Raw genomic sequence first — 14295 nt, 5'->3', positions numbered from 1 at the left:
TTAACTTTTGAGTATTAAACAATGCAATTCTAGACTGATAACCTTTGAATTTTATATATTGTTCAAAGAAATAATCCTGGTGACTCCTAATTTAATGCGCCATCATCTCGTGCGCAATATCATGTCCATTCATATCCGATGGGTAGTAGGTAGGCCAGTGTATGACTTCATCGAATAAAGCTTCACGATTGTCACCCCAATACAAGTGGTAGTGATCAGCTTTATTCGGATAAATACTATGATCACTAAATTGAATATACTGAGGAACTCCTTCTGTTTTTTCTGCTAGTTTAAATATGTATCTTACACCTCTATTCCCTGCATCATATGTCAAAATTTTGTACCCATCATAGATATATTTACCAGAATATTCTTCTTTGTTTTTATAGAATGTTACAGTATCTCCTTGAATCACGATACGGTTGACATCTGTTTGATATCCTTCATTATAATACTCCTTATATTCTTTGGCTGACATTTTACCTTTATGTTTCGCTTTGTAAGCAAATACCTCATCAAGCGTTCCATCTTGTAAATATGGATATACCGATTGCCAGTCTCCTTTCCAATCGGAGAGTGATCGATCCTTCACTTGGTTGTCTTCGAAATACCCTTCATAAATTTTTTCTGTTGCTTCATCATGAGCATGACTATGATCATGACTGTGATCGTGTTCATTTTCGTGTGTATGACTTTCAGATGTTTGCTCTTGCTTTTCAGAAGGTTTTTCTGCAACTAATGCGAGTTGTGTTGCTTCTTTTAAAGCATTAACATTTTCTTTCATTAAAGTGAAGTAATCTTTATTATTCTTCGCATCGTCTTCAGAAATAGTAGCAAGGTGATTTAAGCGTAAAACTTTTGTAGCAGTTTCTTTCTGAATAACTGATGCTACTTTTGGAGTAGAAAACGTTTCGAATAAGATGTATTTTAACCCGTGTTCTTTAACTGTTTTTGTAATTTCACCAAGCTCTTTTTGAGATGGTTCATCAGAAGCTGAAATCCCAGCGATAGGAATTTGTTTTAAACCATAGCGTTGTTCCCAGTAACCATAGGCTGCATGAGAAACTAAAATTTCTTTCGTTTTTGCATTTGCTACAGCAGCTTTAAATTGATCGTCTAAATCTGTAAATTTAGTTTGAAGTGCTGCAAAATTCTTTTCGAATTCTTGTTTATGATCAGGCTGTAATTCTACAAGAGCATTTTTGATTTTTTCAGCTTGTTTCATCGCTAGTATAGGATCTAACCACACGTGTGGGTCTTTATCATGATGATCTTCATCTTCTTTATGTCCATCTCCATGATTATGATGTTCATCTTCGGTTGCAGCACGCAGTTCGATGCCTTTTGATGCATTTACAATTTTAACATTTTCTTTTTGTAATGTTTTTTCCATTTTTTCAGCAAACGGTTCTAATTCTGCACCGTTATAAATGAATAAATCGGCTTTTGCAACTTTAACTGTTTGTTTTTGGCTTGGTTCAAATGTATGTGAATCTGCACCAGGTGGATAGATTGATTTAACAGTTATATAGTCACCACCGATTTTTTTTGCGAAATCTGCAAGCGGGAAAATAGTTGTATAAACAGAAAGTTTCTCATCTTTTTTTACTGCACTTTCTTTTTTATTAGAACATCCAGCAAAAATTAAAGTGAAAATAAGTAGGAATGAAAACATAGTTAATTTTTTTGGCATGAAATTCTCCTCTTTTCTTTTTTACAAGTTTATTTTCTCCAATTCCATGAAGAAAATATCGTCTCGGTATAAAACGTAATGATTACGTTTTAGTTTGCGAACTTAGTATAATACATCTTTTCGAAATTCGCAATAAATAATAATCATTACGATTTATCTTTGTTATAAACTTATTGGGGTAGCACCACACATCCATCAACCTAAGAATTCCGAAATACCCCAAAATAAAAAAGCGTAGAAATAAAACCTTTCTACACTTTTTTATTACTTAACTAAATCTAATTTATATTATTAAAATTTCTAATTAGGCCTCACCATACCATTTCGGGAAATTTGTACGTTTAGACACATGTTAGACACAGAAAAACAAGGGTGTAAATTTAGATGATGGTTATAAGTTCAAAAGGGGATCTAATTTTTTTATTATTACTAAAGATAGCCGGTTCCTTGTTTTACAGGAAATCGGCTAATTTGGTTTAATACGTACAATTTTCTTTTTTTGATATGATGATCCGAATTAACTCTTTAACATTTACACTTGTTAATTTTTTATTTATCTTCCTTTAACTCATACTTTCGTTGCCCATTGGGTACATGGATTGCTTTATTCATCTTCAATTTTCGAAAATCCCCTGTTTCCACGATTTCATTTCTAATTGATCTACTGTTCATCATAATTTTTCAAGTTAGAAACAAAACTCATCCCGTTAACCTTTTTGAAAATATTAATTTTAAACCCCTTTTAGATTTGAGATAATACTTTACGATTTAAGAATTTCTTTAGACACCTAGAATGCGTACAAACAAACTGCTCAATCATTTGATTTAACTCTGTAGCCGCTTTTGTTGGTATTTGATGTTTTGCACCAGTAATAAATCTTAATTCATTACATGGCAATTCTTTATGTAGTAAATTTGCATGACTATAAAAAGTTTTGTCATTTTTTCCATAAACCAATAACATAGGTAGATGAATGTCTTTAAGGCGATTGGTACAATTATAGTGCAAACTATAGCGATAATATTGTTCGATATTTTTTGCATTACCTTTCCGAGCTTCTCGAAACATTCTTTTAAATAATTTTTTTGTATTAGAATTTCCCCACGAAATGACAAATGCTAAAAATGAAATTGCTCTTGCTTTCGCCAATTGGACACCTAGAGAAATCTTATTTTTTAAGTACCCTTTACGCACTTCTGACATGCCACCTATTAAAATTCCCCCTAAACTATTTTCGGGATATGTTAATAAAAATTCCAAGGCAACTGAGCTTCCTGTTGAATACCCACATACAAAAGACTTTTTTATTTCCAAGTGGTCCAGTAAACTCTTTATATCTTTAGCAATTAGTGAATACGTAATTGGCTGACTTGAACTCTGACTGTTCCCATGTCCTCTGACATCAAAAGCGATTACTTTAAAATTTCTAGATAATTCTTCTATCTGATATTCAAAATTTTCACAGGTAAGTGTAGGTGGGTGAATAAAAATGATAGGAGTCCCTTCTCCTTTTACTATGTAGTAAAGACTACATCCCTCTACCTCTAACTTTGGCATGTATTAAATCACCCCAACAATTTATAATCTCTTAATAAAAGCTACTGATTTCATAAGTATTTTACTCTTAATAATTTGTATAAAAAGAAAGAAATATACTCACTTCCTATTTTGTTAAAGGATTCAATATTCATTTCTCTCTTTACAAAACATAAAATGTTCAAAAAAGTTCATTTTGATTAATGAAACATTTTAGGCAGATATTTACCCGGTTCATTATTCATTTTGGGATAAAGCTTTTAATACTTTTTATTCCTGCATAGCTCTCCTCAACTCGCTTATACTATAACTGTAACTTAAAGTCACAAATTATTAATCGGTGCGCGTAGGATTCCTTTTTACTACACGTAGGTATTTGGAATTTGCCATATAAAATGAAGCTTGTTAAACGTTCTTTACCTCTAAAATATCTAATAATAGAATATTATGATGTTAAGTAAGTACTATTAAAAAGGTGAATGATATGAAAAGATTTCTAACTTTGTATGCCTTAGTTTTAATTTTAGCGGGATGTTCAGAAAAAACACCCTCTCTTAAAAAGAATGAATTACAAGTTAAACAAAAAGATAACAAATTGATTCAAAATACAACACATTCATTTCCAAAAAGTAAATCTTTACAACCATCTCCCACTTCAGCCACTAAAAAAATCATTTTAGATGTGCCGCTTATATCGCAAAAGCCAGAATTAAAATATGGATGCGAAGTTACAAGCTTAGCGATGGTATTACAGCATGCAGGTATTAAAGTTAATAAAATGGATTTAGCTAAAGAGATAAAAAAAGATCCTACTCCACTGTCTACAAATAAAAGTGGAGACATTATTCAATGGGGAGATCCTAAAGAAGGTTTTGTCGGAGATATAACTGGGAAAAATAAGGGATACGCTGTCCATGTTCAACCGTTACAAGAATTAATGGAACGTTATCTACCAAATCGCACAGTAAACTTAACGGGAAAAACTTTTAATACTGTGTTAGCTCAAATTAAGCTCGGTAAGCCTGTGGTTGTATGGACTACAGGAGATTATCGCCTTCCAGATAGATGGGAGGCTTGGAAACATGATGACAAAAAAATTACAGCTCCTTTGGATTTACACGCTGTTGTTATTGTAGGTTTAGAGGACAAATACATTTATATCAATGACCCATTAATTGTGAAAAAAGCGCATAAAGTGAGCCAAGATATCTTCATTGAATCGTGGGAAGCATTAGGGAAACAAGCATTATCCTATCGCTAATCTAAATTTGCTGAATATCTAATACTTCTATTAGTTGTACCCTTTGTATACAACTAATACAAAGTGATTTGATAATAAATATATTTTGTCCATAGAAGTACAAAATATAAAATACTCATTAAACCCGTTTTTATTTTGTATTTAAGGCTTTTTAGAATACGGAAGACTTCTTTTGTATCGACGATTTATTGCTAAAGCTATGTATAAAAAATGGCTTTTTAGGCGTGAATATCCGAGCTTATTTCATAAGAAATTTCTAAAAGAGATAGAATATATAAAGTTCGATTAAAATTAAGGATTTTCAACTGATAGGAAATACAAAAATCTTTTCCAATTCTTTTTTACACAGTATCCTTTATTAGGATCATATCCCATTATTGAGTTTATAAAGTACATTACAAGAATTAGTAATGAAACAATCAAAATAGAGTCCTGTTAATACAGGATTCTTCATTTTATATTAAATCTCAGCTTCAGTCGCAATCCCCGCAGCCCACAGAGATTTAATATAATTAATCCATTGATTACTACTTTGAGGTAATCTTTCACTTTCGAATATTGTAGTATTACTGGCTAAGTAGTTTAGAGTTTCTTGTCCTATGTTCGAAAAGTTTAGACTTTCATGTCTTTCTACAAATGCTTAGATTTTAAACCTAGTCATTGCTTTATCCATTGCATCTTGATTTACCCTATATAACGTAATGTGACCTTCTCTGACGAATGATTGAATATTTCCATAAGTAATGCTATGTTTTTTGTTTGCATGTACATGTGATACCCGTAAGTCTTTCTCAAGGTATGTGTGCCTATTTCATCTAATCCGAATTCTGCCGCTGCTCCAATTAATATCTTATATGCCATGCTACGACCAATCGGACGATTCCTACCTTTTCTACTTTGTAATAGGTACTCATTATCTTCTCTTTCTTCAATAAACCATTTAAGCTCCCTTTTCAGTGCTGTAGTAATTTGTATTCGTTTCTGTTTCCCTGTTTTCTTTTCTCTCATAGATATATGACTACCTTTTACATCTCCTACCTTCAATTTCAAAATGTCCGAGATTCTCAGGCCTGTATTAATTCCCATAATAAAGAGAATATAATTACGTAAGCTCTTTTCCTTAAAATATTCTTTTAAGTGCTGTATTTGCTCTGGATCACGTATTGGCTGAACAAAATTCATTTTTCATTATCTCCAGTTTCTTCAGTCTCATAAACTTCTAATCTAAGAGCAAAAGCAAGTTTATAAAACACTCTAGCCTTAACGCGTCGATAAGTACGCTCGCTCATGCCAAATTCGTTATACACCATATAATCGCATACATCTTCATCTTCTAAATAACGCTTAATAATAATGTTTCTTTGGTCCTTTCCAGCACTCCCATTTCCTAAACGACTTAGGAATTGATCAATACAAAATGATGTTTGCTTAATCCACTCTTCTCGTTTACTGTGTTGTACATTAGCCATTGCAACATTTTCTAATGGCTTTCCTACATCATTTGTAGGTGCGTGATATCTAATTTCATAAGAAGGAGTGACTTTCATTTCTTCACGCATCATTCCAAACTGCCTAGATAAACGTACACTTTCCAGAACACCTTCTAATTTTTTCTGCGTTGCTACTCTATCAATTTTTGGCAAGAAAGATAATTGTTTAGTCATGTAAGACCACTCCTTTTTATTATTAAATTACTTTTGTCTTAATGCTCCATGTCTACGTTCATAACGCGGTCCACGAATCCCCATTAAATCCTCTATATCACGCGTACTTAATTTCTCTTTTTTTCTTTTCTTATTTTTCTTTTTTGTTTGATTCGATTGCTTTTTCCACTCACGTAATTGATCACTTAACGCCTTCATTTCCCCATCTCCCTTTTCAAAATAAAAAGGACACCTATTCCTAAAACAGCCTTACTTGCTGCTTTAATGAATTGGTGTCTTCTAGTTTTCTAGCCGGACTGTATTTATTTTGTGATACTTGACTGCACGAAAAGGTTCATCCATGCTTTATCTAATCTTTCTTTCTCATATTTTTGTATAGCCTTTGTGCGACGAGAAATTGCTTTTTTGAATTTCTTCTTCTTTAAATTATTCAATCCTCTCACTCCTTCTTACGAAACACTTTTACTTTCCATTTTTGGATGTTTTCATTAATTTAATACCTTATTACATTCAAAAAACTAATTGAATGTGAATTGTACCTATTTAACTTCAAAAGGATTATTTTGTTTAAAATTAAATTTACTTTTAATTAATAAATGTAAATTTCTTTTAAAAAACTTAACTAAGTTAAAATCTCATTCATTTGTTAATCACGTTACAATATAAGTAAATTCGTTCATAGACGAATACCCTATGACTTGCTAGGAGAAATCCTAGCCTTTTTCTCTTGAAAAAGAGTTTCTACCCTTGAATAAAACTCAACACACCGTCAATACTACAAACGACACGGTAATTTTTCTCCGATTCACTTGCACGAGCAGTTAACTTTTGTTAGCTGCTTTTTTATTGAATAACTCCCTAAAATATGTTAATAATATAGATACACCAAGGTTGAATACGAATGACCATTGTGTTCTTCTTATTCACTGTGCAGTTAGCTTTTGCTAACTGCTTTTTTATATTGAACTAATAATAAAATTTTGGTTTTATTTCTTTTCTACATCATATAATTTTAACCTAAACATCCACTCAAAGTGTTACCTCCTATCTTAAAGAGCACTTATGCATGGTGCTCTTTTCTCATACTGTATAATTCTTTTATACTTGTATAAACTACAGATAGTTCCATTTTTGAGATTGTCACATTCTGTCTTAAGAAGATTCAACGGAACAGTTATTCTTTTTGAGATAATATTGTAAACTTTTAATTAGGTGCTCATATATTAATATTGAATGACAACTCATAGGACATTGAGCTATCTCTCCGAGGGCACTTTTCGCAGTGCTCTTTTTATTTGTTATTCAATTTTAAAATATCCATTTTGTTACACTCCTTGCACTTTTAAATAAGGCAAGCATATGTTATAGTATTATGTTTCATCACATTCCTTTTTTTCAAGAGTACATATTCAATATGTACTCTTTTTGCATTACTATAAAATGAAGTTTTTGTTTAGTTTCCTTTCATTTCCGAATAATATTTCCAACCCGGTTCATACTATTTTTGCAACTTAAAGTTACAAATTATTTCTGTAAGTGCAGCATTTCTTTTGTACAACGAGCAGTTAGTTTTATTAACTAGCTGCTTTGTTTTGCTTAATAAAGTTTTCATTTAACTTTTTGCATAACATTTTCAACTCTGTTCATACTATAGCTGTAACTTGTAGTTACAACTCATAATATGTATGCTTAGTAAAACTCCTCAGCGTATTACAATGGAGCGGTTAGCTAGATTAGCTAGCTGCTTTATTGCGTAAAATGAAGTTTTTATTTAACTTTTTGCATAACATTTTTGCTGCTGCTCATACTATCTTTGTAACCATAAGTTACAAAGTATTGTGGGTATCGTCATTGTTGGATGACAAAGCAATTAGTTCATTTAGCTAGCTGCTTTGTCATTTATTAAGCTCAAAATAGCGTTTCTGTTAAAAACTTTTCACGTTTAAATTGGACGAGCATATGTTGTTGTATGGAGGCAATCCACTTATAGAAATCTACCTTTCTTGTTAAAGAGCATGCTTATATGCGTGTTCTTTTTTATTATGTTTCCTTTTGTACAACAGGCAGTTAGTTTTATCCATAACAGTACAACTCTGCACTATTCACTATAAATTTTCATATATTGTATTGTGCTTGTCCAAAACGTGAGGTGATTACTCACGTAATCTAAATAAAAGAAAGGAGTGAAAATATGCGCTCATCTAGTCGTAAGCTCACAAACTTTAATTGTGGAGTACAAGCCCCCAGTACACTACCAGCTCTCGGTTTTGCTTTTAATGCTACTTCACCTCAATTTGCAACACTATTCACGCCACTACTACTACCTAGTACGGGCCCAAATCCTAATATTACTGTTCCTGTAATCAATGATACAATTAGTACTGGAACCGGTATTAGAATTCAAGTAGCTGGTATTTATCAAATCAGTTATACATTAACAATCAGCCTCGATAATGTTCCAGTAGCCCCGGAAGCAGCGCGCTTTTTCTTAACACTAAACTCATCAACTAATATTATTGCAGGATCTGGAACCGCAGTCCGTTCTAATATCATCGGAACTGGTGAAGTCGATGTATCCAGCGGTGTCATACTAATTAACTTAAACCCTGGTGATTTAATTCAAATTGTACCGGTTGAAGTAATTGGTACAGTAGATATTCGTTCTGCAGCGTTAACAGTTGCACAAATTCGTTAATAAATACAATATGCTTGGCTAATTAACATTTAATGTTCCTTATACACACCAAAATATATGTTATAGATTTGACACACATTTATATCAAACAAGCATATTTTATAGTATGATGACTATCTAGTCATACAAATCTAAAGCGTTCATAAGAGCACACTTATATGTGATATGTGTGCTTTATTTTTTATGAAAATCAAGCTTTAAACACACACCACTCTAAAACAGCATGCATATAATGTCATGTTTCCTCTTTCAACTTATATTTTGGGGCAGAGCGCTGTAACAAGCGCTCTATATATTTAAATAAAGATTTTATATATAAACTGCACATATACTAGAAACATATATACAATACTCATGATTATTTCAGAATTAGCCATTGAGCACCTTTTACAGTGCTCTTTATTTGTTACTAAATAAGGGTTTTGTTAAAGAACTTAATAAAATTCAATATTTTGCTAATATTAATCATAATACAATCTGCTTCTTACCCAGGTTGTATCGAATAGAGCAGTTATTATAAATAGCTGATCTTTTTTATTTTATTCCCTTTCGTTTTTGAATAACATTTTTAACCATGTTCATACTATTTTTGTAACTTAAAGTTACAAACTATTACTGTAAGCGCAGCGTTTCTTTTGTACAACGAGCAGTTAGTTTTATTAACTAGCTGCTTCGTTGCGCAAAAGAAAAATCTGCACATGTATTAAGAACATACATAAAATATGTTGTGGGATTCTTTTTCAGCATTAGTTTTGATCATGGAGCACCTTAAAAAGCGCTCTTTACATTTATAATTAATAACCATTTCGCTCGAACATACTCACGGTTTATATTGGTTAAGCATTATATTTATATAGACAATACATAAATTTTATTATGCATGCACAATTTTTGTGCATGTTTTTTCAATATAATATGGGGGATTTTTAACCATCTAAGAACCCAGCTTCACCAATATAGTTTCAAAATTTCCCATTTCTCATGTATAATACTGTTAAACAATTGAATTCTACAATCAGTAATGGAGGCATTTAAATGGGTAGTATCGCAAAATTATCACAACAACAATTGAATCCTAAAAATTATTCTCAAAAGGATAAAAAACTGAGTCGTCGTCTTTTACTAGCAATAGCTTTTATGCTACCTATGATTATTTCCGTCCAAACCTCTCTCTATAAGCAAGAGCAAATAATTAAGGAAAGACAAATTTCACTTAATAACGAAAAGAAAAAACTATCTGAATTAGAAATACTTGGACGCTATTTTGACAACGATATTAAAACTTTAACAGAGAGCGAAGAAGGTATTTTAAAATTCGCAAGGAAATTGTATGGATTTTCTAAGCCTAATGAAACTATATTTCAAATAGCTGAATAACCTTTTTTAAATAACTATTTTATTAAAACTTTTCATCTTTTAACTGGACAAGCATATGTTATTGTATGGAGACATCCTCTCATAAAAACCTACCTTTCTTGTCAAAGAGCATGCTTATATGCTTGCTCTTTTCTCTTGTTATGAAATACAGATCTTTGTATAAAACTACACCTCTCTAAAAACCATACATACAATATGATGTGAACTCTTTTTTTCTAAATAAGTCTTTTGGTTATAAAGCGCCTTCCTCCCAAGGCACTCTTTAATTTTCAAATAAGGATTTTGTATAATTTTATTCATTTCGCTCCCGATATTATATATACTAAATATTTTGAAATACGTTATAATTCTGTTGTGAAACATCACGTATTTCAAATAAAACATCTTTTGATGACCTCTTATCTTTCCGTAAGAGGTCTTTTTTTCAAATAACTATTTTGTTCAAATTTTAGATAGATGTTAATATTTTTAATAAAGGAGGTATACTGATGAAAAAATCATGGATAAAGATTTCTTTAATTATTTTCACAGCAAATTTCCTTTTAATAATCTTATATTTTGGTGGTACATCTGTTTTTTGGAATAAACCATAAATCAAGTACAGCTGTTATATTTTCCTAACTGTTCTTTTTTTATTTATTATTTTCGCTACTCTCAATTCCTACATTCGATTAGCCTGTCAAAAAAATTTCAAACGGATGGACAGACACCGCTTCAATTCTCCTTTTTTCTAATAGATTAAATTATAAGAATAAAAGGAGTGAACTATTGCAAAATGAATAGAAAAAAATACTCTGATAGTTATAATTGCTATAATTATGAAGATGATTACAAAAAGTACAAATCTTCTTGCCGTAACTCGGATCAAACGATTGTTAAAGTGTATTGTAATTATAAAAGTAATCTTGAAAGTCAATCGGCTTTTAAGGCAACGCAAAATACCTTCCAACCACTTATTGCCAATCAACCTACTAGAGTTTTGTTTCCAGTTGAGGTATTTGATATTAATAATGAGTATAATCCATCTACATCGATTTTTGTCCCTCGTCAAAACGGTATATATACTTTTAATACAAGCATTATTTTTACCCCAACCGCACAAGCATCTGCCACAATAATTCTAGACATACAAGTAAATGGAATCAGTGTATCTAGAAACGAGCAAGGCGGCTCACCAAATGAATCACTTATTGTAAAAACTTCTACTATCGTACTATTACAAGCTGGTGACAGAGTTGACATATTAGCTGAAGCTGGGTCGGCAAATGGAACTATTGTAGGCGTTCCGAGTCTAACATATTTTGAAGGCGCTCGAATAAGTTAAGCTGTTCCTTTAAATATACAATCTTCTTTTAATATAGATGGTTCCTTTTACAAAATTTATTACCTGTTGAGCAATTAGCTTATGCTAGCTGCTCTTTTGTATTGAGTTGATAATATTTTTTAGGTCTTATTTCTTTTCTACGTCATATAATTTTAACCTAAACATCCAGCTCAAAGTGTTACCTCCTATCTTAAAGAGCACTTATGCATGGTGCTCTTTTTTATTTTGTTTTCTTTCATTTCTGTATAACATTTGCAAACTATTTCTATAAGCGCAGCGTTTCTTTTGTACAACGAACAGTTAGTTTCATTAACTAGCTGCTTTGTTTTGCAAAAGAAAGAGTTTTTTAAACTGCACATTTATTAAAAACATACATAAAATATCATGTGGTATTCTTTTTCAATATTAGTTTTGGTCATGGAGCGCCTTAAAAAGCGCTCTTTAGATTTGTTAATAAATAACCCTTTTGTTCAAACATACTCACGATTTATATAAACTAAGCATATATTTACAAAGACAAGACATAGCTTTTTATTATACATGCGCAATTTTTGTGCATGTTTTTTCTTTAATAAAATAACTATTGTTTTAGATTTCATAAATACAAACACTTGTCCATTTCATTTTGTTCTCCTCCCACATTTACTATTAGTAATACGAACTTTTCAGAGGTGAAAATAAAATGGATGAGTTTTTATCTTCTACTTCAATAAACTCTAATCTAGTTGGACCTACATTACCACCTATTCCACCATTCACACTGCCTACTGGACCTACTGGCGTTACTGGACCTACTGGATTACAATCTGTAGCTTACGGCACTTTTTGGCAAACGGAATTCATTACAGTCCCTTTCGGTGCTCCTTTTTCTTTTAATCAGGCTGAACCTTTGGTAGGGGGAGTTTCTCTGTTAAATCCTACCACAATTAATATCACACAACCGGGGGATTATCGCGTTTCTTTTATTTCCTCAATTAATTTAACTGTCCCTCTTACATTCCCTTATCAGCCTGTTATTTCTATACTATTAAATAACAATCTGATTCCAAACTTCAAAGCTACTTTCAGTATCCTAATACAAGATTTAGAGGATGTAGATTGTGATCAACTCACTGGAGAAACTATTTTATCAATTCCAGCCAATTCAACAATTCAACTTATAAATAATAGCTTTGTAGGTAATAGAGACATTGGTACATGCAATAATGGAATAAATGCTTTGGAATTAACCATTATCAAATTAAACTAGTACAATTTTCTCTTTAAAATTAGGTACTATTACAACATCTAGTTTTCAGTTTCCAATGATTTTTTTAATAACAACACACACAAAACAAAAAATAAATCTATAAAATGTTTTATATTCTTTTCTTTTTAGAATAAATAGTCTTTACAGAGCACTTCTCCAAGTGCTCCTACATTTACATATCAAATAGCATTTTTACTTATTTACAAGAGCGGATTTTATTATTTTGTACAAGCACTCTTTTCTTTTTTTTATACAATATATAGATATCTCAAAGAAAGGAGAGTAACATAAGTATGGCTGATTATTTTTATAAAGATGGTAAAAAGTATTATAAAAACCGATCGTATTCTCACCATCAAAAAGATAACTGTTTTATCAAAACCCATACAATATCCGGTTCAAATAGTGCTTTAGCTTTTAGTGTACCAGCTAACACTTCAAGAACATCTTTTGAAGATTTGACCAATAATCACAATAAAACATTACTTGATTTTCGCGTTCCTGGTGGTGTTCAACCAATTGAAGTAACCATTCGAACAAGAAGGTCTGGACCAATTACCTTTACAATAACTGCAGGTGAACAAAGGATATTTCAAGTTGAAGATTTTCAAAACCTCACTCTCACAAACAATACCAATACCGGTAGCACCATTAGTATATTTATTCAAAAAACGTTTTGTATCTGCTGTAATAATCAAAACAATTTTCATAAAAAGTATTATAAAGAACAATCATATTCTTACTTTCAAAAAGATAACTGTTTTATCCAAACTCATACCGTAGCTGGTTCAGATACCACTCCAACTGAAAATGTTCCTGTAACCATCATCGTACCCTCTGACACTTCAAGAAGAGTTTTTGAAGATTTGACTAATAACCACAATAAAACATTACTTCAAATATCTGTTCCTGAAGATGTCTCCCCTATTGAAGTAACTATCCAAACAAGAAGTTCTCCCACGCCAATTATCGCGACTCTTGCTACAAATGAAACAAGAGTATTTCAAGTTGAAGATTTTCAAAGTCTTATTCTCACAAATAATACCGAATTCCTTAACTTCATTGAAGTATTGATAAAAAAAACATTTTGTATTTGCTGCAATGATAGGAATGATTCTTGCGATGAATATTACCGTGATTACGAATGTGATTGTTAGGTTGATTCTCCAAAAGAATCCTTATAAAATGAAGTTTTTCTTTTACCCTTGTAGCATCTAATCATTCACATTTGTTCACTATTTTATCTCTTAACAAAATTCAAATTTAGTATTCATCAATAACTTCAATCTCATGTTAAATCTATGTAAAGATGGTTATAATTCATCCTATCCAACCAAGAAACGTTATATAATGAATTTGCAAACAATCGTTTTGCACGCAACTAACTTTCCGTACGATATAACTCTTTACTAGGAGCAATCCTAGTCTTTTTTATTTCTCTCATATCAGTTGGGTCTTTCCAAATACCTACTTGTTTCCATTTCTGCTTTACTAT

At 31.5% G+C, this 14295-nt stretch carries 10 protein-coding genes and 3 pseudogenes; 6 read left to right on the top strand and 7 right to left on the bottom strand.

Features of this window, described 5'->3' with window-relative positions; genetic code table 11:
- Nucleotides 1–91 precede the first annotated feature (91 nt).
- The 3 genes and pseudogenes from ACTFSL_RS19720 to ACTFSL_RS19710 form a co-directional block, all read right to left on the bottom strand.
- A pseudogene (locus ACTFSL_RS19720) lies at nt 92–721 on the bottom strand (metal-binding protein ZinT); the annotation flags it as partial.
- Between the two features lie 27 nt (nt 722–748).
- Nucleotides 749–1693 (bottom strand): annotated as a pseudogene (locus tag ACTFSL_RS19715) (metal ABC transporter substrate-binding protein); the annotation flags it as partial.
- Between the two features lie 742 nt (nt 1694–2435).
- Entirely contained in the window at nt 2436–3251 is an 816-nt protein-coding gene (locus ACTFSL_RS19710; protein ID WP_440042256.1) for an alpha/beta fold hydrolase, read from the bottom strand.
- A 463-nt stretch (nt 3252–3714) separates the two neighbouring features.
- On the opposite strand from ACTFSL_RS19710, the gene ACTFSL_RS19705 reads away from it, so the two are divergent.
- The gene (locus tag ACTFSL_RS19705) at nt 3715–4491 is read left to right on the top strand and encodes a C39 family peptidase (protein ID WP_135277636.1); all 777 of its coding nucleotides are present in this window, start codon (nt 3715–3717) and stop codon (nt 4489–4491) included.
- A 640-nt stretch (nt 4492–5131) separates the two neighbouring features.
- Here the strand turns inward: ACTFSL_RS19705 and ACTFSL_RS19700 are convergent.
- From ACTFSL_RS19700 to ACTFSL_RS19685, 4 genes and pseudogenes are all read right to left on the bottom strand, one after another.
- Nucleotides 5132–5673, bottom strand: a pseudogene (locus ACTFSL_RS19700) (site-specific integrase).
- Nucleotides 5670–6155, bottom strand: a complete 486-nt coding sequence (locus ACTFSL_RS19695; protein ID WP_135277639.1) for an ArpU family phage packaging/lysis transcriptional regulator — start codon at nt 6153–6155, stop codon at nt 5670–5672. The pseudogene ACTFSL_RS19700 and the gene ACTFSL_RS19695 overlap by 4 nt, the downstream one beginning before the upstream one ends.
- A 27-nt stretch (nt 6156–6182) precedes the next feature.
- The gene (locus ACTFSL_RS19690) at nt 6183–6353 is read right to left on the bottom strand and encodes a hypothetical protein (protein ID WP_088119035.1); all 171 of its coding nucleotides are present in this window, start codon (nt 6351–6353) and stop codon (nt 6183–6185) included.
- A gap of 104 nt (nt 6354–6457) precedes the next feature.
- Nucleotides 6458–6589 (bottom strand): DUF3983 domain-containing protein, encoded by a 132-nt coding sequence (locus ACTFSL_RS19685; protein WP_135277641.1) that lies wholly within the window; start codon nt 6587–6589, stop codon nt 6458–6460.
- A 1757-nt stretch (nt 6590–8346) separates the two neighbouring features.
- On the opposite strand from ACTFSL_RS19685, the gene exsF reads away from it, so the two are divergent.
- From exsF to ACTFSL_RS19660, 5 genes are all read left to right on the top strand, one after another.
- Complete coding sequence (exsF, locus tag ACTFSL_RS19680; protein ID WP_135277643.1) at nt 8347–8850, top strand: exosporium protein ExsF; 504 nt, start codon at nt 8347–8349, stop codon at nt 8848–8850.
- A gap of 1035 nt (nt 8851–9885) precedes the next feature.
- Nucleotides 9886–10227 (top strand): septum formation initiator family protein, encoded by a 342-nt coding sequence (locus tag ACTFSL_RS19675; protein WP_135277645.1) that lies wholly within the window; start codon nt 9886–9888, stop codon nt 10225–10227.
- A 775-nt stretch (nt 10228–11002) separates the two neighbouring features.
- Nucleotides 11003–11551 carry a C1q-like domain-containing protein gene (locus tag ACTFSL_RS19670; RefSeq protein ID WP_135277647.1) on the top strand — a complete coding sequence of 183 codons (549 nt, stop codon included), beginning with the start codon at nt 11003–11005 and terminating at the stop codon, nt 11549–11551.
- A 682-nt stretch (nt 11552–12233) separates the two neighbouring features.
- A complete protein-coding gene (locus ACTFSL_RS19665; protein ID WP_135277649.1) occupies nt 12234–12800 on the top strand; it encodes an exosporium leader peptide-containing protein in 567 nt (188 codons plus the stop codon).
- Between the two features lie 293 nt (nt 12801–13093).
- A complete protein-coding gene (locus ACTFSL_RS19660; RefSeq protein ID WP_088119037.1) occupies nt 13094–13957 on the top strand; it encodes an exosporium protein D in 864 nt (287 codons plus the stop codon).
- Nucleotides 13958–14295 lie beyond the last annotated feature (338 nt).

It is taken from the genome of Bacillus cereus group sp. MYBK108-1 (genome assembly GCF_051917185.1).
GTDB lineage: Bacteria > Bacillota > Bacilli > Bacillales > Bacillaceae_G > Bacillus_A > Bacillus_A cereus.
This window is presented reverse-complemented; position numbering and strand designations above follow the sequence as displayed.

Bases quoted from the DNA above. Each gene is read 5' to 3' on its own strand.
- ACTFSL_RS19670 (WP_135277647.1), top strand. From the start codon at position 11,003: ATGAATAGAAAAAAATACTCTGATAGTTATAATTGCTATAATTATGAA.
- ACTFSL_RS19690 (WP_088119035.1), bottom strand. From the start codon at position 6,353: ATGAAGGCGTTAAGTGATCAATTACGTGAGTGGAAAAAGCAATCGAAT.
- ACTFSL_RS19665 (WP_135277649.1), top strand. From the start codon at position 12,234: ATGGATGAGTTTTTATCTTCTACTTCAATAAACTCTAATCTAGTTGGA.
- ACTFSL_RS19710 (WP_440042256.1), bottom strand. From the start codon at position 3,251: ATGCCAAAGTTAGAGGTAGAGGGATGTAGTCTTTACTACATAGTAAAA.
- ACTFSL_RS19695 (WP_135277639.1), bottom strand. From the start codon at position 6,155: ATGACTAAACAATTATCTTTCTTGCCAAAAATTGATAGAGTAGCAACG.
- ACTFSL_RS19705 (WP_135277636.1), top strand. From the start codon at position 3,715: ATGAAAAGATTTCTAACTTTGTATGCCTTAGTTTTAATTTTAGCGGGA.
- ACTFSL_RS19660 (WP_088119037.1), top strand. From the start codon at position 13,094: ATGGCTGATTATTTTTATAAAGATGGTAAAAAGTATTATAAAAACCGA.
- exsF (WP_135277643.1), top strand. From the start codon at position 8,347: ATGCGCTCATCTAGTCGTAAGCTCACAAACTTTAATTGTGGAGTACAA.
- ACTFSL_RS19675 (WP_135277645.1), top strand. From the start codon at position 9,886: ATGGGTAGTATCGCAAAATTATCACAACAACAATTGAATCCTAAAAAT.